The sequence below is a fragment of the Corallococcus exercitus genome, from assembly GCF_042231735.1.
Classification (GTDB): Bacteria; Myxococcota; Myxococcia; order Myxococcales; family Myxococcaceae; genus Corallococcus; species Corallococcus exercitus_B.
The window spans coordinates 5,032,152-5,050,720 of sequence record NZ_CP102577.1; the positions used below are offsets into that span (position 1 = coordinate 5,032,152).

Sequence of the window (18,569 nt, forward strand, 5' to 3'; positions counted from 1 at the left end):
GGGCCCATCCGCGACCATGGGGTGGAGCTGCTGGAGGCGTCCCCCCTCCGTGAGGTTTTGATTCCGATGAAGGCCGGCCCTCTCTCCGCCCCCGAATCCGCGCCCTCCCGCCCCACGGGGAGCACGCCCACGGTCCGCCCGGCCGGGAGCACTGGTCCGCAGCGCGTGCTGCTGGTGGACGACAGCCGCTCCATCCGGACGCTGCTGAAGATCTACCTCATGGCCCGCAGCTTCGAGTTCCTGGAGGCCGAGTCCGCCGAGGAGGGCCTCAAGGTCGCCGAGGCGGAGCACGTGGACCTCATCCTCACCGACTTCCACATGGACGGGATGAACGGCGCGGACTTCGCCGGGCAGATCCGCGCCAGCACCAACGCCAGGCTGTCCAAGGTCCCCATCCTGATGATGACGGGCGACCCGAACGTGGCGGAGGTGCGCGCCCTGGGCCAGAAGGCCGGCATCAGCGCCTTCGTGCGCAAGCCGGTGAGCTGCGCGCAGCTGATGACGCTGGTGGACACCATCCTCCCGCTGCCCCGCGCCGCCACGAAGTAGCGCGCGTGTCTCAGGCCGGGCGCTGCTGCGCGAGCGCCCGCCGCTTGCGCACGGCCTCTCCCACGCGCACGGCGAAGAGCAGCGCCAGGACGGCCCCGTAGAGCACCGGCTCCGTGACGTCCTTCTTCACCCGCCACACGAAGTGCACCACGCCCAGCACCGCGGCCACGTAGGCCAGCCGGTGCAGGCGCTGCCACGCGGGAAAGCCCAGCCGCCGCACCCACGTGTTCGTGGACGTGACGGCCAGCGGCGCCAGCAGCATGAGCGCGGTGAAGCCCACGGTGATGAAGGGCCGGGTGAAGACGTCCTCCGCCATGGCGCGCACGTCCAGGCCCTGATCCAGCACGGCGTACGTGAGGAAGTGCGCCGCCGCGTAGGTGAAGGCCAAGAGGCCCAGCGTGCGGCGGATGCGCGCGGGCCACGTCCAGCCCGTCACCAGCCTCAACGGCGTGCACGCCAGCGACGCAATCAGCACCGCCAGCGCGAAGAGGCCCGTCTGGTTGAGGGCGAACTCGATGCCGTTGGCCCCCAGCTCGCCCCGGGCCCCCAGCACCGCGAGCTGCACGAGCGGCGCCAGGCCTCCGACGGCGATGGCGGGGTTCAGCCAGGGGAGCTTGGAGGAGGCCATGGTTTTAGAAGTCCCGCTTCAGGTCCATGCCGCGGTAGAGGCCGGCCACCGCGTCCGCGTAGCCGTTGAAGGGCAGCGTGGGCCGGCGCGAGCCTTCGCCGATGCGGCGCTCCGACGCCTGGCTCCAGCGCGGGTGGTCCACCGCCGGGTTCACGTTGGCGTAGAAGCCGTACTCGCGCTTGTTGGCGATGCTCCACGTCGTGGGCGGCTGCTCGCGCGTGAGCGTGATGCGGACGATGGACTTGATGCCCTTGAAGCCGTACTTCCACGGCACCACCAGCCGCAGCGGGGCGCCGTTCTGCGGCGGCAGCTGCTTGCCGTACAGGCCCGTGGCCAGCAGCGTCAGCGGGTGCTGGGCCTCATCCAGCCGCAGGCCTTCCACGTAGGGCCAGTCCAGCACCGGGCTCTTCTGGCCGGGCATCTGCTCCGGGTCCTCCAGCGTGGTGAAGGCCACGTAGCGGGCGAAGGACGTGGGCTGCACGCGGTCCAGCAGCTTGCCCAGGGGCAGGCCCAGCCACGGAATCACCATGGACCAGGCCTCCACGCAGCGCATCCGGTAGACGCGCTCCTCCAGCGGGAAGGCGGAGATGAGCTGATCCACGTCCACCGTCCACGGCTTGTGCACCTCCCCGTCGATGACGACGGTCCACGGCCGCGTCTTCAGCGTGTGGGCGCGGCGGGCCGGGTCGTTCTTGTCCAGGCCGAACTCGTAGAAGTTGTTGTAGGTGGTGATGTCCTCGTAGGGCGTGCGCGGCTCGTCCGTGACGAAGACGCCCTGGGCGGGGGCCACCGGCTGCTCCACCGTGCCCGCGTCCGGCACGAAGCCGTCCATGGGCCGGGTGCGCTTCATGCCCAGCAGGTACAGCCCGCCGCCCACCACGGCGGCGGTGCCCGCGAACAGGCCCGCGTTCTTGATGAACTCGCGGCGGCGCAGGTAGAGCTTCTCGGGCGTCACTTCGGAGCCGGGGGGCTCGGGAGGGAGCTTGTCGCGCATGACTCCCTCTATAACGCCCCAGGGCTTTTTCCGGTTACCGCCGGGCGTCCTTCACCCGCCACAGCCGCCACCAGGGCGTCCCGGGGGACTGATGGTGCTCCCAGTGGTAGCCGAAGAAGAAGCACGACAGCAGGGCCCACAGGTGGTTGCGCGGCAGGGTGCGCGCGTGGTGCGGCGCCATGGCTTCCGTGTCCGGACGCCGGTGCGGCAGGTACGTGCCGAAGTAGAACAGCTGCACGGTGGCCAGCACCGACGGCAGCACCCAGAAGGCCAGGATGCGCGCCTGGGACACGCCCAGCCAGAGCAGCAGGTTGAACTTCAGCGCCATCACGGCGATCTGGGGCCACGTCGTGTAGCGCGCCATGAAGGCCCCGAACCACGGCCAGAAGGACAGGCCCCGGGCCGCGAAGTCCGGGTCGTGCTCGCCGGTGGGGTCCGCGTGGTGCGCGCGGTGGTTCACCACCAGCCGGCGGTAGGACAGCCCCGCGAAGAGGAAGCAGGCCAGCGTGCCCACCGCCCCGTTCACCCGGCGGTGCAGGGACACGGTGCCGTGCATGGCGTCATGGCCGGTGATGAAGAGGCCGGTGGACAGCCACATCTGCAAGAGGACGTGCAGCCAGGGGAGCGGTGAGGCCCACGGCAGGTCCGGGCCCGCAAGCATCCACGCCAGGTGCCCGCCCCACGCGCCCACCACCGCGAGCGCGAGCACGACGCCCCACGGGTCGGGGGGCACGGGACGGGCTGGGGACTCGGACGCCATGGCTCCCTTACTGGCCATGCCCCGTCCCCCGCGCACGAAGAAAAGCGCGCGGGCGGGACGGGGCGTGGCCGGGACGCTACTTCGTCGCGGGCGCGGCGGCCGGGGCGCCGAAGTCCTTCACCAGCGAGTCGGCGGTGACGTAGCGCGGCTCGATGTCCACCGGCACGTTCTTCAGCCGCTCCAGCACCTTCTGCACGGGAGGGCGCACCACGCCCTGCTTCGCGAGCAGCGCCTCCGCGGCGGTGCGGTCGCCCTTGGCCTGGAGGGTCATGAGCTGGTTCGTCAGCGACGTGATGGACGCCTGCATCTTGTCCGGCACCACTTCGAAGGTGCCGTCCGAGTTCACCTTCACCGCGCCGGTGTCCAGGAAGTGGTTGAGCTGCAGCGCGATGCCCTTGCCGTGCGCCTCGTCGATGCCGAAGCGGATGGAGCGGAACGCGGACGCGAGGAACGTCGTGTACATGGTCCGCTGCAGGTCCTTGTCCAGCGTGCCCTTGTCCACCAGCCGCTGGAGCGCCCACAGGCCGGAGATGTCCGCCTTGGCCTCCTCAATGGCGCTGGAGGACGCCTGCAGCGCCTGCCGCACCGTCGTCTGCTTCCCGGCCACGGTGACGTTGTGGGGCCCCAGGCCGTGCATCAGCTCGTGCATGAGGATGTGCGTGAAGAAGGCGTCGAAGGACACGTCCTTGCGGTCCTTCGCGGGCAGCGCCACCTTCGCGATGGGCAGGAGCACGCGCTGGAACTTCGCCTCCTGGATGTTCTTCAGCATCACGCGCTTGGTGCCCTTCTCCGCCGCCACGCGCTCGTCGTTGGGCAGGTTGAAGGCCGCCGTCTGCACGCCCCGGTTGCCGTCACCGGACGAGTACAGGCTGTTGATGACGCGGATGGGAGCGAGCGCGCCCAGCTTCGGGTTGCGTAGGCCGGGCTCGATGGGGAGGTTGTTCTCCAGTTCCTGGAGCTCCGCGCTGAACTTCGCCAGCTTCTGCGTCTCCGCGTCGTCGCGCACGCCGATGAAGGCCTCGAAGGCGGCCTTGTAGTTGAACCAGCCGTCCTCGTAGACCTCGTAGGGCCCGATGGTGGGCTCCACGCTCGCGTCCAGCTCCATCCACGCGACCTCGCTGGCGTAGTAGTCATTGGACAGGAACGCCGCCGCGCGCGTCTCCAGGAAGCGCTTCAGCGTGGGCTGCTGGGTGAGCGCCGCCGCCTCACGCAAGAGCTGCGCGGCCTGGCCCAGCTCGCCCTGGTACTCCACGCTGTAGGGCACGCTCACGAACTTGCCGTCCGGGCCCTTGCGCAGCGTGGTGAAGAAGCCCGTGGCCGCGTGCTGCTGCGCCTCCGGCAGGCCCTTCACCCACGTCTCCACCTCCGCCTTGGTGGCGCCGGCGGGATAGAAGTTGCCCTCGTCCGGCTTGGCCGGCACGCCGGGGAGGAACGGCTTCGCCTCGTCCAGGCGGGACCAGGGGCCCTTGTTGAGGAGGAACGCGTGCAGCCGCTCCTTGCCCAGGGGCGAGGTGTCCTTCACCAGGTCCAGGAGCAGGGTCTCGTTGCCCGCCCAGGCCTGGCGCAGGAAGAGGGGGTCCATGATTTTCGCGGCCTGGAGCACCTTGGCCAGGGCGCGCTTCTCCGCGTCCGGCAGCTTGGACACGTCCACCTTGACGTCCACGGGGGCGAAGCGCGCGGTCATCCGCTTCAGCTCCGGGGCGTCGGGCAGGCGGGCGGGGGCCTCCTGGGCGGGCGCGGCGCCCGACAGGAGCAGCGCCCCGAGCAGGGGCAGGAGGGTTCTGGACTTGGGCATGCCCCCTTCCCTACCCCAACCCGCCCCGGCCTCCCAGCAACGGGTGGGGGTGGATTCTCTCTTCTCGACAAGCCGGCGGGCATGGTTATGGGGAAGGGCATTGGCGCGCTCCGTCAGCGCCCGGAGGCCTTCATGTCCACAGAGACCCACCCCCAGCGGGAAACCCATTCATTCCAGGCGGAGATCCAGCAGCTGCTGAGCCTGGTCATCAACTCGCTCTACAGCCACCAGGAGATCTTCCTCCGCGAGCTGGTGTCCAACGCCTCTGACGCGCTGGACAAGCTGCGCTTCCGGTCCATCACGGAGCCGGAGCTGCTCAAGGACGAGCCCGCGCTGGAGCTGCGCATCGTCCCCGACGCCGACAAGGGCACCCTCACCATCGAGGACACCGGCATCGGCATGACGCACGACGAGCTGGTGAAGAACCTGGGCACCATCGCGCACTCGGGTTCGCGCGAGTTCCTCCAGGCGCTGGCGCAGAAGGGCCAGAAGGACATGCAGCTCATCGGCCAGTTCGGCGTGGGCTTCTACAGCGCGTACCTGGTGGCGGACCGGGTGGAGGTGGTGAGCCGCGCCGCGGGTGAGACGTCCGCGTGGAAGTGGGCGTCGGAGGCGCACGGCACCTTCACGGTGGAGCCGGCGGAGAGAGCCGCGCGCGGCACCGCCATCACGCTGCACCTGAAGGCGGACCAGAAGGAGTTCCTGGACGAGTGGAAGCTGAAGCAGCTCATCACCCAGTACTCGGACTACGTGGGCCACCCCATCAAGCTCCAGGTGACGAAGCACGTGGGCAGCGGGGACACGCAGGCCACGGAGACCGCGCTGGAGGTGGTGAACAAGGCGAGCGCCCTCTGGCAGCGCGCGAAGAGCGAAATCACGGACGAGCAGTACCAGGAGTTCTACAAGCACCTGACGCACGACTTCGACAAGCCGCTGGCGTGGACGCACTTCAAGGCGGACGGCACGCAGCAGTTCACCGGCCTGCTCTTCGTGCCCAAGCACCCGCCGTTCGACTTGAACTCGCAGCAGCAGCGCGGCGTGCGGCTGTTCGTCAAGCGCGTGTTCATCATGGACCGCTGCGAGGACCTGGTGCCGCAGTGGCTGCGCTTCGTGCGCGGCGTCATCGACTCGGACGACCTGCCGCTCAACGTGTCGCGTGAGATGTTGCAGGACTCGGCGGTGGTGCGCGCCATCCGCAAGCACGTGGTGAAGAAGTCGCTGGACCTGCTGGAGAAGCTGGCCAAGGACAAGCCGGACGACTACCGCACGTTCTGGGAGTCCTTCGGCACGGTGGTGAAGGAAGGCCTGACGCTGGAGACGGAGTACCGCGAGAAGCTGGGCGCGCTGGTGCGCTACGAGTCCTCGCGTGAAGAGGGGCTCACGTCCCTGGCGGACTACGTGGGCCGGATGAAGGAGGGCCAGGAGGCCATCTATTACGTCTACGGCGAGAGCCGGAAGGCGGTGGCGGACAGCCCGCACCTGGAGGCGCTGAAGCAGCGCGGCTACGAGGTGCTCTTCATGACGGACCCGGTGGACGAGTGGGCCGCGCAGGGCCTGCGCGAGTTCCAGGGCAAGCCGCTGGTCTCCGCGCTCAACGCGGACCTGAAGCTCCAGTCCACGGAGGAGGAGAAGAAGGCGAAGGAGCAGCAGTCCGAAGGGCTCAAGGGCCTGACGGACAAGATGAAGGACGTGCTGAAGGAGGACGTGCGCGAGGTGCGCGTGTCGGACCGGCTCACGGACTCGCCGGTGTGCCTGGTGGTGTCGGAGGGCGGCACGCCGGCCTACCTGGAGCGCCTGCTCAAGGAGCGCGGCAAGGGGATGCCGCGCATCAAGCGCATCCTGGAGGTCAACCCCAAGCACCCCGTCATCGAGCACCTGCGCGGCCTCATCGCGCGCGACCCGGCCGCGCCGCAGGTGGGCGAGTGGATCGAGCTGCTCCACGACCAGGCCCTGCTCACGGAAGGCAGCCCGCTGAGCGACCCGAACCGCTTCGCCCGCCGCATGACGGCGCTGCTCACGCAGGTGGCCGCGAACGCGGGGACGTCCACGGGCAATGGCGCTCCGGTCGCCGCCCAGGTGCCGCCGGCCGCTGCCAGCACGACGGCGCAGACGCAGACGCAGTCCAGCTGAGTGAAGGACCCCTGCGTGGCGGGAGCAAGGAACCCGCCACGCCAGGCCATCGGGCCTGAACTTCGTCCACGGGATTCAAACGAGCGCGCCCCCGGGGGCTCCTCCCGTCCGGGGCCCGCCTCACGAACCTGTCCGACTGTCGGACAGGTTGGGAGCGCCGCGGCGGCCCGGTGCGCTGACGCCCCGCGTCGGACGTTCCCAATCGGACCGGCCTCGTCACCCGCCGTGGATGAAGGGCTCCCGCGCCATTCGAGCCGTGGAAACCTGTCCGACAGTCGGACAGGTTGGGACTCCCTCGGGCGGGAGGTGGACCGCATGGGCGCCATGGGCCTCGAGCCCCCACCCCGTACGCGCTTGCTACCCCTTCGCGTTTTCCAGGTCCGCGAGCAACGCCTCGCCGGTCCACGCGCGGCGGTTCCCCTCTTCCGCCTCGCGGATGAGCTCCACGAGCCGTGAGTTCACCGGCGTGGACACGCCGTGTTGCTGTCCCAGACGGATGACCTCGCCGTTGAGGTAGTCCACCTCCGTCTTGCGGCCCGCACGCAGGTCGTCCCACATGGACGAACGCGCCTTGGGGTCGATGGCCAGCATCTTCTTCGCCAGCACGCCGAACACCGCGTCCGGTGCCCCCAGCAGCAAGGGAATCCATCCCGGCGGCAGCGGCGTCAGCTTCGCGGGCTTCACCCCGGCACGTCCCAGCACCGCCAGCGCCTCACCTTGCGCGAGCGCCAGGCACCGCCGCCACGCGCGCTGCGACAGCTCCTCCTTCAGCGGCAGGTCCGCCAGCGCGTTGAGCGAGTTGTTCAGGTTGAACAGGAGCTTCGCCCACTGCACCGCGACGATGTCCGCGTGCTGCTTCAGCGGCAGCCCCGCGCGACTGAAGGCCTCCACGAACGGCGCGAGCACCGCGTGCCGCTCCACCTCCAGCGTGCCCTCCGAACCCGCGTGGAAGTGCCCCTGCCCCTGCGCCGCGACGTTGAAGGGCACCATCCCCGTGAGCACCGTGCGGCCGGGCAGCAGTCCGCGCAGCACCTGCGCGTTGTGCAGCCCGTTCTGGAAGCTGATGACCACGGCTCCGGGCTTGAGCCGCGACGCGAGCGTCCGTCCCGCGTCCTCCGTCGCCGCGGACTTCACCGTCACGAGCACCAGGTCCGCCGTGGCCAGCGCCTCCGGCTCCGTGTCGATGCGCACGTCCGCCACCGGCACCTTCAAGTCCGCGCCCTGCCAGTCCGTCAGGTGCAGGCCATGCGCGCGCACCTCCGACACCACCCGCTCGCGGCCGATGAAGCGCACCGCCGTGCCCGTCGCGGCGAGCCGCCCACCCACGTAACAGCCGATGCTGCCCGCGCCGAAGACGCAGATCTCAGGAGACGAAGCCATGGGCGCGCATTGTGGCACGCACGCTCACGTCGCGGGCCACACCACGACGATGAGCACGTCCCACAATGCATGGCTCACCCAGGACGCCAGGGGCGTCCGGCGCCACTCGGCCAGCGCGCCCCAGGCGAGCGACGTGGGCAGCGCGGCCAGCGCCAGCAACGGCTCACCGAAGCCCAGCAGCACCAGGCTCGACAGCACCGCCGACCCGGCGACCGCGCCCCACCGCCCCAGCCGGGGACGCAGCGCGCCCTGCACCCACCCGCGCCAGAACAGCTCCTCCGCGGGAGTGAGCAGCAGCACCAGGGCCAGCGCCGTCCCCAGGGACCCCGTGCCGAACGTCGCGTAGATGGAGTGCAGCGGCTCGCAGAGCGCGTCCGTGAAGCCGCCACAGAAGGCCCACAGGAAGGCCCGCGCGCCCGCGTACAACACCACCGCCTGGGCCCCGGCCCATGCGGCATCCGGAAGCGACAGAGAGGGAGGCGGCCTCCGCCAGGGGCCCATCGCCCGCCACGTCACCGCGAGCCAGACGGCGCAGAAGACGGAGGCGACGGCGAAGAAGCGCGGCGGATGCACGTGCACCAGCGCCGTCCAGGCCAGCACGCCGCCAGCAGCCGCGGCTCGCCAGACAGGCAGGGCCGCGTCACCAGCCAATGGCGGTCCCACGGGAGAAGCGTTCATCGCGCGCGGCAGCGTACCCCGGCGCGATGGACGCCGGCGGGCACGTTCACGCGTGCACCGCCGGCGGGAAGACAGACCGTCACGTCACTACGGGAGGCACGCGCCGCTGCCCGCGCCGTCGCTGACGCACCGGTAGCCCGTGCGGCACGTCCCCTGGCTGCTGCTCCCGGACGGCGTGCAGGACACGAAGCAGTAGGCGGTGGCGCCCTGGTCGTTGCTGTAGCAGGCCGAACCCGACGGGCAGCTGTCGGTCACGCACTCCTGGGTGCAGTAGCCGCCCGGGAAGCTGGAGCCGGTGAGGCACAGGCCGTCGGTGCCGCACGCGCTGCTGGTCGTGCAGGCCCCGCCGATGGTCGTCGTCGGCGTGTGGTCGTCGTCCGACTGGTAGGGCACCAGCGTGAAGCTGATGCCACTGGTCGTCTTGCCCCTGGAGACCGTCACCGTCTCCACCTGGGTGGTGTCACGCCAGAAGCCCACGCGGTCGCCGTCGTCGAAGTAGTTGCCCTCGCCGGTGTCGTCGATGGACGCCAGCACCAGGTAGTCCCGGGGGGTCATCTTCAAGCTGTAGTCGTACCCGCCGGACGCGCTCACCGGGGCGATGCCGTCGTCGTCGATCTGCACCTCGCCCGCGGCGTCCAGGTACGCGAACGCGATGTACGCGTCCTTCTCATCCGTGGCGCCCACGCGGAACTTCACCAGCACCTGCGCGTTGCCCGCGCCGGACGCGCCGGTGAGGTCCAGCTGCGCCACGTAGCTGCCCACCGGCAGCGAGCCCGGGGTGACGCTCACGTTCAGCGACCCGGACTTGTACGCGGGGATGGACAGCGACGTGCTGGAGACGGACACCGCGGAGGCGTTGGCGCCGGAGACGGCCACGCTCACCTGCAGCGTGCCACCGCCGTTGTTGCGCACCGTCAGCGCCTGCGACGCCGTGCCGCTGAAGGACAGCTGCGTGGTGCTGATGGCCAGCTTCGGGGGCAGCGTCGGGTCCCCACCGCCCTTGGCGCGCAGCACCGCGGCGTACGCGTCCACCAGGCCCGCGCCGCAGCCCTCGGAGCACTGGCTGGTCGTGTCCGCGGTGTCCTTCAGGATGCCCTCCACGTCCGCCGCCGTCAGGTCAGGGTCCTGCGCCAGCATCAGCGCGACGATGCCCGCCACGTGCGGGGTGGCCATGCTGGTGCCCTGGTACCACTCATAGGCGGACTGGTTGCTGCTGTTGGGCAGCGTGGACAGCACGCCGTCCGGGAGACCGTCGCCGTTGCGGTCCTCGCTCGTCTGGCCACCGGCGGCCATGACGTCCACCTGCGCGCCGTAGTTGGAGTAGCCGGCGCGCTTGCCGTTGAAGCGCACCGCGCCCACGCAGATGACGTTCTGCTGGTTGCAGGGGAAGGTTCCGGACGTGTTTTCGTTCTCGTTGCCCGCGGCCACCACCAGGATGGCCCTGCGCTCCACTGCCGCGTTGATGGCGGCCTGCACCTCCTGCGACGGAGAGCTATTGCCGCCCAGGCTCATGTTGATGACCCGCGCGGGCGTGGTGTTCGTCCGCACGCCCGGGACGTTGCCGCCGCTGGCCCAGGTGATGCCCGCGATGATGTCCGCCACTGAGCCGCCCTGCGCGCCCAGCACGCGCACCGGCAGGATGTTCCGCCCGGCCCAGGTGACGCCCGCTCCGCCCAGGCCGTTGTCAGAGGACGCGCCAATGGTGCCGGCCACGTGCGTGCCGTGGTACGACGAGCCGCCGTTGGGCAGGTCCTGGTTGTTGTCCGTCGGGTCGTTGTCCACGCCGTCGCCGTCGCCCGCGTTGCTGACGCTGGAGATGAGGTCCATGCCGGTCAGCACGCGCGAGTTCAGGTCCGGATGCGACGCGATGCCGGTGTCCACCACCGCCACGACGATGGACGCACTGCCCGTGCCCAGGTCCCAGGCCGCCGGCAGGTTCATGTTCTTGTAGTGCCACTGCCGCGAGTAGAGCGGATCATTGGGCACCGTTAGCGCGCGCACCCGCAGGTTGCTCTCCGCGTTCTGGACGCCCTGCACGGCCTGCACCTGATGGAGCACGCGCACGTGCTCGGCCTGGGTGAGGGCGCGCACCCTGGGCGTGCCGCCGGACATCGCCTGGGGCTGGCTGACCTCGTAGCGCAGCAGGTGCTGCGTGTCGCTCAGGAAGGCCTGGTGCACGACGTGATAGCCCGCGATGCGCGCCTGCGCGACGGCCTCCTCCGCGGACAGGCCCGGCGTGTCGAAGCGGAGGATGATCTCCCCGGGCAGCAGCGACGCCTCGCGCGTCAGCGGCTTGGACGGGATGCCCGTGCGCCACACGCCCCGCGCCGCCAGGGCGCTGGAGACCTTCTGGGACAGGTTCTTCGCGCCCGGCAGGGAGAAGAACGCATCCAGCGACGACCCGGCGTTCGCGGCGGCGGAGCCGGCCTGGAACGGCTGCAGGGTGCCCGAGACGGTCCCCTTGGTGGAGGTGATGTCGTCGTCGTCATCGTCGTTGCTGTTGTCGCCGGGACAGGCCACGAGACCGAGCAACCCCAGGAGGGCAAGGCGGCGGAGCATGAACGGATTCCTTGGAGAACGAGTGTGCGCGTCCGACCCTAGGTCCGCTGCGGGCAATGCGTCCAGCCGCCAATCGCCTGTCTGGCTGCCCTTCCTGAAAGGCAATCCTCCCGGGGCACGGACGCCTCAACGCCCCAGGTCGCGCAGCACCGCTTCCGCCGCGCGGCGCCCCGACGCGAGCGCCCCGTCGATGGACGCGTTCTCGCGGTGGTCTCCGCACACGTAGAGCCCCGCGGCCAGCCGCACGGGCCGGTGCGGCTCCACCAGCGCGGACGGAGGCTGCGCGGGCAGGGCCTCCGGGATGACGTACGTGCGCAGGTGCCGCCACGCGGACACCGCCGCGCCGAACCACTCCGTGAGCTGCGCGCGCACGCGCGCCTCCAATGAATCCGCGCCGCCCGCGTCGTCCACCACCGACACGGACACCAGCGCCTGGCCCTGGGGCGCGTACGCGGCGGACACCTCGCTCATCACCGCCACGTTGTTCACCGGCCCGCGCCCCTCGCCGTTGAGCGTGAGCCAGGGCCCCTCCACCGGCGGCTCCGGCGCGGCGAAGTACAGGCACGTCACGCGGTTCATCCGCGGCGCCGGCATCCCCACGAGCAGCGACGCCGCGGTGGTGGGGTCCGTCGCCACCACGACGGCGTCCGCGTGCAGCATCTCCCCGCCCGGCAGGCGCACGCGGTGGCCCCACACCTCCTCCACGCGCACGCGCATCCGCAGCGCGGCCGACGGCAGCCTCGCCGCCAGCTGTCCGGGGATGGCCCCCATCCCGTTCGCCGGAACGGCCGCGTGGCCCTTCGCGAACATCCGGAACACGAACTCCAGCATCCGGCTGGACGTGGTCAGCCCGCGCTCCAGGAAGATGCCGCCGAAGAAGGGCGTGAAGAACGCCTCGAGCATCTCCTCGGAGAAGCCCAGGTCACCCAGCAGGTGCCGCGACTCCTGCTGGGGCCGCTGCCACAGGTCCCCCAGCTCGCCGGACGTGGCGAGCTGCCGCAGCTCCAGCACGCGCAGCTTGTCCGCCAGGCCTCCTGGCGCGTCGAACAGGTGTGACACCGCCGTGACGGGCTGCCGCAACGGGTCTACCAGCGTGTGCAGCCGCCCACCCCGCCACACCTTCGCGCCCGGGATGAAGCGCTGGAGCGACAGGGCCTTGAGGTCCAGCACGCGCTGCCCCTCGGGGTAGGCCGTGAGGTACACCTGGAAGCCCCGGTCCAGCAGGAACCCTTCGTGCGAGTCGGTGCGCACCCTTCCGCCTGGTGAGTCCCCTGCTTCCAGCACGTGTGCGTCCACCCGGGCTTCAAGGAGCGCGGTGGCGCACGCCAGGCCCGCGAGCCCTCCTCCCACGACGATGACCCCGGGCCGCTTCGCCATGGTCCGCCTCCCGTCCAGCGAGCGTGCGGACCCTGGCTTGATAACGCCAAGACGTGCAAGCAAGACTCTGGTTCGGTTGCGGGCATCCGACAGTTACGGCAAACGTTTCCCGTGTGCCAGATGCCCCAGGCACAACACGTTGGCATCCGCCGGCGTGTCCTTTGGAGAAAAGAAAGAACAGGAGTCCCCCATGTTGATCGTGATGCGCCCAGACGCGACGGCCCAGGACATCGAGCGAGTGAACGATGAGATCCGCCGCCGTGGCTGGCATCCGCACGCGATTCCAGGGGGCTCCCGCACCGCCATCGGCATCACGGGCAACCCGGGCGCGGTGGAGCCGGAGCCCTTCCGCGTGCTCCCGGGCGTCGCGGACGCCATCCCCATCTCCCAGCCGTTCAAGCTGGTCAGCCGCGAGGTGAAGCAGGAGGACAGCCAGGTGCGCGTGGGAGACCTCACGCTCGGTGGCGCGGCCATCCACGTCATCGCGGGCCCCTGCTCCGTGGAGTCGCGCGAGCAGATCATCTCCACCGCCCAGGCGGTGAAGAACGCGGGCGCCACCATGCTGCGCGGCGGCGCGTTCAAGCCGCGCACCAGCCCCTATGAGTTCCAGGGCCTCAAGGGCGACGGCCTGGCGCTGCTGGCGGAGGCGCGCAAGGAGACGGGCCTCCTGGTGACGACGGAGGTGAAGGACACGGCGACGCTGGCCGCCGTCGTGGAGCACACCGACATCCTCCAGGTGGGCGCGCGCAACATGCAGAACTTCAGCCTGCTGGAGGCGGTGGGCGAGACGCGCAAGCCCGTGCTGCTCAAGCGCGGCATCAGCGCCACCATCAAGGAGCTGCTGATGGCGGCCGAGTACATCGTCGCGCGCGGCAACACCCAGGTCATCCTCTGCGAGCGCGGTATCCGCACGTTCGAGAACATGACGCGCAACACGCTGGACCTGAACGCGGTGCCCATGCTCAAGGCGCTGACGCACCTGCCCGTGTTCGTGGACCCCTCGCACGGCATCGGCGTGCGCAAGGCCGTCCCCGCGATGATGCGGGCCGCGGTCGCCGCGGGCGCGGACGGCCTCATCGTGGAGGTCCACCCGGATCCGCCGCGCGCGAAGTCGGACGGCTTCCAGTCGCTGGACTTCTCCGAGTTCGAGAAGGCCATGGGCGAGGTGCGGGCCATCGCCGCCGCGATGGGACGCGAAATGGTCCGGTTGGGATAGGCCATGACCCTCAAGGAAGCGCTGGGCAGGGTGGTGGGCCGGCGCGACCTCTCCCGCGAGGAGATGGCCTCTGTCATGGGCCAGATGCTCGCGGGCGAGGCCTCCGCCGCGCAGGTCGGTGCGCTGGCGGCGGCGCTGCGCATGAAGGGGGAGACCGAGGATGAAATCCTCGGCGCGGCGGAGGCCATGCGGGCCTGCGCGGCGAAGATTGCTCCCCAGGCGGAGGTGGTGCTCGACACCTGCGGTACGGGGGGTGATGGAGCGCACACCTTCAACATCTCCACCGCGGTGGCCTTCGTGGCCGCCGGGGCGGGGGCGACGGTGGCCAAGCACGGCAACCGCGCGGTCTCCAGCCGCTGCGGCAGCGCGGACGTGCTGGCGGCGCTGGGCGTGTCCATGGAGCGGGCGCACGCGCAGGTGGCGCGCGACATCGACGAGCACGGGGTGGGCTTCCTCTTCGCGCCCTCGCACCACAGTGCCTTGAGGCACGTGGCGCAGGCGCGCAGGGACCTGGGCTTCCACAGCGTGTTCAACCTGCTGGGGCCGCTGACGAACCCGGCGGGGGCGCGCTACCAGTTGCTGGGCACGTTCGACCGGCAGCGCGTGGAGCAGACCGCGCGCGTGCTGGGGCGGCTGGGCAGCCGGCGCGCCTGGGTGGTGCACGGGCACGACGGGCTGGATGAGATTTCGCCGTGCGCCCCCACGGAGGTCGCGGAGCTGTGCGCGGACGGCACCGTGCGCCGCTTCACGGTGACGCCGGAGGACGCGGGCCTGACCATGGTGCCGCGCGAGTCCATCGCGGGAGGCGACGCGGAGGAGAACGCGAAGCGCCTGCGCGGGTTGCTCGCCGGAGAGCGTGACGGCGTGCGCACGGCGGTGCTGCTCAACGCGGCCGCCGCGCTGCTCATCGTGGGGCTGGTGGACACCCTGAAGGAGGGCGTGAAGCGGGCCGAGCACGCCATCGACTCCGGGGCCGCCGAACGCAAGCTCGCGGCGCTCATCCAGAAGGCCGCGGCATGACGACCTCCTCCTCTTCGGCCGCGAAGACCGCGGAAGCCCCCGGCACGCTGGACGTCATCATGGCGCGCAAGCGCCGGGAGCTGGGGACCCGGCCCCCGCCCACGCACGGCGCGCATCCCCCCACGCGGGACTTCGCCCAGGCGCTGGTGCGGCGGGTGCTCGGACATCCGGTCAACGTCATCGCGGAGGTGAAGCGCAAGAGCCCCTCGGGCGGCGCCTTCCCCCACGCGGACGTCGTCGCGGTGGCCCGCTCCTACGAAGCCGCCGGGGCCTGCGCCATCAGCGTGCTCACCGACGGGCCGGACTTCGGCGGCAGCCTGGAGGACCTGGTCGCGGTCCGGGCCGCCGTCTCCATCCCCGTCCTGCGCAAGGACTTCCTCGTCGCCGCCAGCGAGGTGGAGGAGAGCGCGGCCTGGGGCGCGGACGCGGTGCTGCTCATCGCGGACGCGCTCGGGGACGCGGAGCTCCGGGAGATGATCGCCGCCGCGAAGCAGGTGCGCGTGGCCGCGCTCGTGGAAGCCCACACGGAGGCGCACGCCGAACGCGCGCTCGCCGCGGGCGCGAGCATCATCGGCCTCAACAACCGCGACCTCGCCACGCTGAAGACGGACACCGGCACGGCGCTCCGGGTGATGCCCGCGCTGCGCTCCCGGTCCACCGCGCTGGTGGCGGAGAGCGGCCTCAAGCACCTGGCGGACCTCACCGCCGCGCGCGACGCGGGCGCCAACGCCGTGCTCGTGGGCGAGTCCCTCCTGCGCGACGCCGACCCGGGCCGCGCCCTGCGCCGGCTGCTCGGCCTGGAAGGCGGCGGGACATGAGCGTCCTCGTGAAGGTCTGCGGCGTGACGCGCGTCGCGGACGCGAAGGGCGTGTGGGAAGCGGGCGCGGACGCGATGGGGCTCAACTTCCATCCGGGCTCGCCCCGCTTCGTGGACCTGTCCACGGCGGCGGCGCTCGCGCGCACGCGGCCTCCGCTGGCCGCCATGGTGGGCGTGTTCGTCAACGCGAAGCCGGAGGACATCCGCGTGCGCGTGCGCGAGTGCGGCCTCACCGCCGTGCAGCTCCACGGCGACGAGCCCCCCGAGGCCTGCTCCGGCTACGGCGTGCCCGTCATCAAGGCGCTGCGCGTGCGCGGGCCCGACGACGTGGCCAGGGCCCGGAGCTACGTGGGCGTGGGCGACGTGGCGGGGCTGCTCCTGGACGGCGCGGCCCCGGGCTACGGCGGCGGCGGCGTCACCTTCGACTGGTCGCTGGTGAAGCAGCTGGCGGACTGCGGCCTGCCGGTGCTGGTGGCGGGCGGCCTCAAGCCTTCGAACGTGGCCGAGGCCGTGAGGGCCACCCGGCCCTACGGTGTGGACGTGGCCAGCGGCGTGGAGTCCGCCCCTGGCATCAAGGACCTGGACGCGGTGCGCGCCTTCGTGCGCACGGTCCGGTCCCTCAACCCCTGAGGAGTCGAGCCATGACGACGGACACTGCCGTGGGCCGCTTCGGCCGTTACGGCGGACGCTATGTGCCGGAGACCCTGGTCCCGGCGCTGCTGGAGCTGGAAGAGGCCTACGCGAAGGCGCAGGCGGACGCGTCCTTCAACGAAGAAGTCACCCGCGTGCTGCGCGAGTACGTGGGCCGCCCCACCACGCTCACGCCCGCGCACCGCCTCACGGAGGCCTGGGGCGGCGCGCAGGTGTGGCTCAAGCGCGAGGACCTGGCGCACACGGGCGCGCACAAAATCAACAACACCGTGGGCCAGGTGCTGCTCGCCCGGCGCATGGGCAAGAAGCGCATCATCGCGGAGACGGGCGCGGGCCAGCACGGCGTGGCCACCGCCACCGCGTGCGCCCTCTTCGGCCTGCCCTGCGAGGTGTTCATGGGCGCGCTGGACGTGGAGCGCCAGGCGCTCAACGTCTTCCGCATGCGCGCGCTGGGCGCGGTGGTGCGGCCGGTGGAGTCGGGCTCGCGCACGCTCAAGGACGCGATGAACGAGGCCATGCGCGTCTGGGTGTCGCAGGTGCAGGACACCTACTACGTCATCGGCAGCGCGGCGGGTCCGCACCCCTACCCCACCATCGTGCGCGACTTCCAATCCGTCATCGGCCGGGAGATTCGCGCCCAGGCGCTGGCCACCCTCGGCCGGCTGCCGGACGCCATCATCGCGTGCGTGGGCGGCGGCTCGAACGCCATCGGCGCGCTGCACCCCTTCATCGAGGACACGGCGGTGCGGCTCGTGGGCGTGGAGGCCGCGGGCCACGGCCTGGACTCCGGCCAGCACGGCGCGTCGCTGACGCTGGGCACGGAGGGCGTGCTGCACGGCTCGCGCTCGCTGGTGCTCCAGGATGAGAACGGCCAGATTCAAGAGGCGCACAGCATCTCCGCCGGCCTGGACTACCCGGGCGTGGGGCCGGAGCTCGCGCACCTGGCGAAGACGGGCCGCATGGAGGTGCGCACCGCGACGGACGACGACGCGCTCACCGCCTTCTACGAGGTGGCGCGCACGGAGGGCATCCTCCCCGCGCTGGAGACGTCGCACGCGTTCGCGGCGGCGCGCGCGCTGGCCCGCGACCTGGGCAAGGGCAAGCAGCTGGTCATCAACTGCTCGGGCCGGGGCGACAAGGACGTGGCGACCATCTCGGCGCGCGGCGTGCCGCCGGCGACGGGGGTGAAGTCATGAGCGCGGAGCTGGGCAAGGCGTTCGCCCGGGCGAAGGCCCGGGGAGAGGGCGCGCTGGTGGCGTACGCGATGGCGGGCGACCCGGACCTGCCCAGGTCCGTGGACGTGTTCGCCGCGATGGTGGAGGGCGGCGCGGACGTGCTGGAGATTGGCGTGGCGTTCAGCGACCCCATCGCGGACGGCCCCGTCATCCAGGCCGCGTCGGAGCGCGCGCTGAAGGCCGGCGCCACGCTGCGCCGCGTGCTGGACGAAGTGGTGCCGGAGGTGCGCCGCCGCTGCCCGGAGACGCCGCTGGTCATCATGACGTACGTCAACGTGGTGATGGCCATGGGCGAGGAGCGCTACGCGAAGCTCGCGCGCGAGCGGGGCATCGCGGGCACCATCCTCCCGGACCTGCCGCCCGAGGAGAGCGCGGGCATCCGCGCCGCGTTCGACAAGGAGGGCGTGGACCTGGTGCCCCTGTGCGCGCCCACGACGCCGCCCGCGCGCGCGGAGGCCATCGCGAAGGACGCGCGGGGCTTCGTGTATTGCGTGTCCGTGGCGGGCGTCACCGGCATGCGCGCGGAGCTGCCGCCGGACCTGTCGCAGCGGCTGGACCTGGTGAAGCGCGCCGCGTCCGTGCCGGTGGTGGCGGGCTTCGGCATCTCCAACGCGGAGACGGCCCGGCCGCTGGTGGCCCACGCGGACGGCGTCGTGGTGGGCAGCGCCCTGGTGAAGGCCGCCCACTCGGACGGCCCGGCCGCGGCGAAGCAGCTTTGTGCCGACATCAAGCGCGGCCTGAAGCGCTAAGGTCCGCTCCACGCGCCGGCACGTGCCGGCG

Annotated in this window: 16 protein-coding genes; 8 read left to right on the forward strand and 8 right to left on the reverse strand. The window is 71.3% G+C overall.

Going from position 1 to position 18,569, the window contains the following annotated elements:
• Nucleotides 1–66: 66 nt before the first annotated feature.
• Nucleotides 67–549 (forward strand): response regulator, encoded by a 483-nt coding sequence (locus NR792_RS19575; protein ID WP_375761528.1) that lies wholly within the window; start codon nucleotides 67–69, stop codon nucleotides 547–549.
• A gap of 10 nt (nucleotides 550–559) precedes the next feature.
• Here NR792_RS19575 and NR792_RS19580 read toward each other — a convergent pair whose 3' ends face one another.
• From NR792_RS19580 to NR792_RS19595, 4 genes are all read right to left on the reverse strand, one after another.
• Nucleotides 560–1,177, reverse strand: coding sequence for a sulfite oxidase heme-binding subunit YedZ (locus NR792_RS19580; protein WP_375761529.1), 618 nt, complete (start codon nucleotides 1,175–1,177; stop codon nucleotides 560–562).
• Between the two features lie 4 nt (nucleotides 1,178–1,181).
• On the reverse strand, nucleotides 1,182–2,171 hold the full coding sequence (msrP, locus tag NR792_RS19585) for a protein-methionine-sulfoxide reductase catalytic subunit MsrP (protein WP_375761530.1): 990 nt from the start codon (nucleotides 2,169–2,171) through the stop codon (nucleotides 1,182–1,184).
• Nucleotides 2,172–2,205: 34 nt separating this feature from the next.
• Nucleotides 2,206–2,931 (reverse strand): fatty acid desaturase, encoded by a 726-nt coding sequence (locus NR792_RS19590; RefSeq protein ID WP_375761531.1) that lies wholly within the window; start codon nucleotides 2,929–2,931, stop codon nucleotides 2,206–2,208.
• Nucleotides 2,932–3,007: 76 nt separating this feature from the next.
• Nucleotides 3,008–4,726, reverse strand: a complete 1,719-nt coding sequence (locus tag NR792_RS19595) for a hypothetical protein (protein WP_375761532.1) — start codon at nucleotides 4,724–4,726, stop codon at nucleotides 3,008–3,010.
• A 132-nt stretch (nucleotides 4,727–4,858) separates the two neighbouring features.
• Between NR792_RS19595 and htpG the strand changes: the two genes are divergently transcribed.
• Entirely contained in the window at nucleotides 4,859–6,856 is a 1,998-nt protein-coding gene (htpG, locus tag NR792_RS19600; protein WP_375761533.1) for a molecular chaperone HtpG, read from the forward strand.
• 357 nt (nucleotides 6,857–7,213) lie between these two features.
• Here the strand turns inward: htpG and NR792_RS19605 are convergent, their stop codons facing one another.
• From NR792_RS19605 to NR792_RS19620, 4 genes are all read right to left on the reverse strand, one after another.
• Nucleotides 7,214–8,236, reverse strand: coding sequence for a 2-dehydropantoate 2-reductase (locus NR792_RS19605; RefSeq protein ID WP_375761534.1), 1,023 nt, complete (start codon nucleotides 8,234–8,236; stop codon nucleotides 7,214–7,216).
• 24 nt (nucleotides 8,237–8,260) lie between these two features.
• Entirely contained in the window at nucleotides 8,261–8,914 is a 654-nt protein-coding gene (locus NR792_RS19610) for a lysostaphin resistance A-like protein (RefSeq protein WP_375761535.1), read from the reverse strand.
• Between the two features lie 87 nt (nucleotides 8,915–9,001).
• On the reverse strand, nucleotides 9,002–11,473 hold the full coding sequence (locus tag NR792_RS19615; protein WP_375761536.1) for a S8 family serine peptidase: 2,472 nt from the start codon (nucleotides 11,471–11,473) through the stop codon (nucleotides 9,002–9,004).
• A 126-nt stretch (nucleotides 11,474–11,599) separates the two neighbouring features.
• Nucleotides 11,600–12,850, reverse strand: a complete 1,251-nt coding sequence (locus NR792_RS19620) for an NAD(P)/FAD-dependent oxidoreductase (protein WP_375761537.1) — start codon at nucleotides 12,848–12,850, stop codon at nucleotides 11,600–11,602.
• A 190-nt stretch (nucleotides 12,851–13,040) separates the two neighbouring features.
• Here NR792_RS19620 and aroF point away from each other — a divergent pair, with 190 nt between their 5' ends.
• From aroF to trpA, 6 genes are read left to right on the forward strand one after another with little or no spacing between them, the layout of a single operon-like run.
• Nucleotides 13,041–14,066: a 3-deoxy-7-phosphoheptulonate synthase gene (aroF, locus tag NR792_RS19625; protein WP_375761538.1), complete on the forward strand. Its 1,026-nt coding sequence runs from the start codon at nucleotides 13,041–13,043 to the stop codon at nucleotides 14,064–14,066.
• 3 nt (nucleotides 14,067–14,069) lie between these two features.
• Nucleotides 14,070–15,086, forward strand: a complete 1,017-nt coding sequence (trpD, locus tag NR792_RS19630; RefSeq protein ID WP_375761539.1) for an anthranilate phosphoribosyltransferase — start codon at nucleotides 14,070–14,072, stop codon at nucleotides 15,084–15,086.
• The gene (locus NR792_RS19635; protein ID WP_375761540.1) at nucleotides 15,083–15,904 is read left to right on the forward strand and encodes an indole-3-glycerol phosphate synthase TrpC; all 822 of its coding nucleotides are present in this window, start codon (nucleotides 15,083–15,085) and stop codon (nucleotides 15,902–15,904) included. Before trpD ends, NR792_RS19635 begins: the two co-directional genes overlap by 4 nt.
• Nucleotides 15,901–16,533, forward strand: coding sequence for a phosphoribosylanthranilate isomerase (locus NR792_RS19640; RefSeq protein ID WP_375761541.1), 633 nt, complete (start codon nucleotides 15,901–15,903; stop codon nucleotides 16,531–16,533). The genes NR792_RS19635 and NR792_RS19640 overlap by 4 nt, the downstream gene beginning before the upstream one ends.
• An 11-nt stretch (nucleotides 16,534–16,544) precedes the next feature.
• Nucleotides 16,545–17,750, forward strand: coding sequence for a tryptophan synthase subunit beta (gene trpB / locus NR792_RS19645; RefSeq protein WP_375761542.1), 1,206 nt, complete (start codon nucleotides 16,545–16,547; stop codon nucleotides 17,748–17,750).
• Complete coding sequence (gene trpA / locus NR792_RS19650) at nucleotides 17,747–18,538, forward strand: tryptophan synthase subunit alpha (RefSeq protein ID WP_120528274.1); 792 nt, start codon at nucleotides 17,747–17,749, stop codon at nucleotides 18,536–18,538. The genes trpB and trpA overlap by 4 nt, the downstream gene beginning before the upstream one ends.
• Nucleotides 18,539–18,569: the final 31 nt, after the last annotated feature.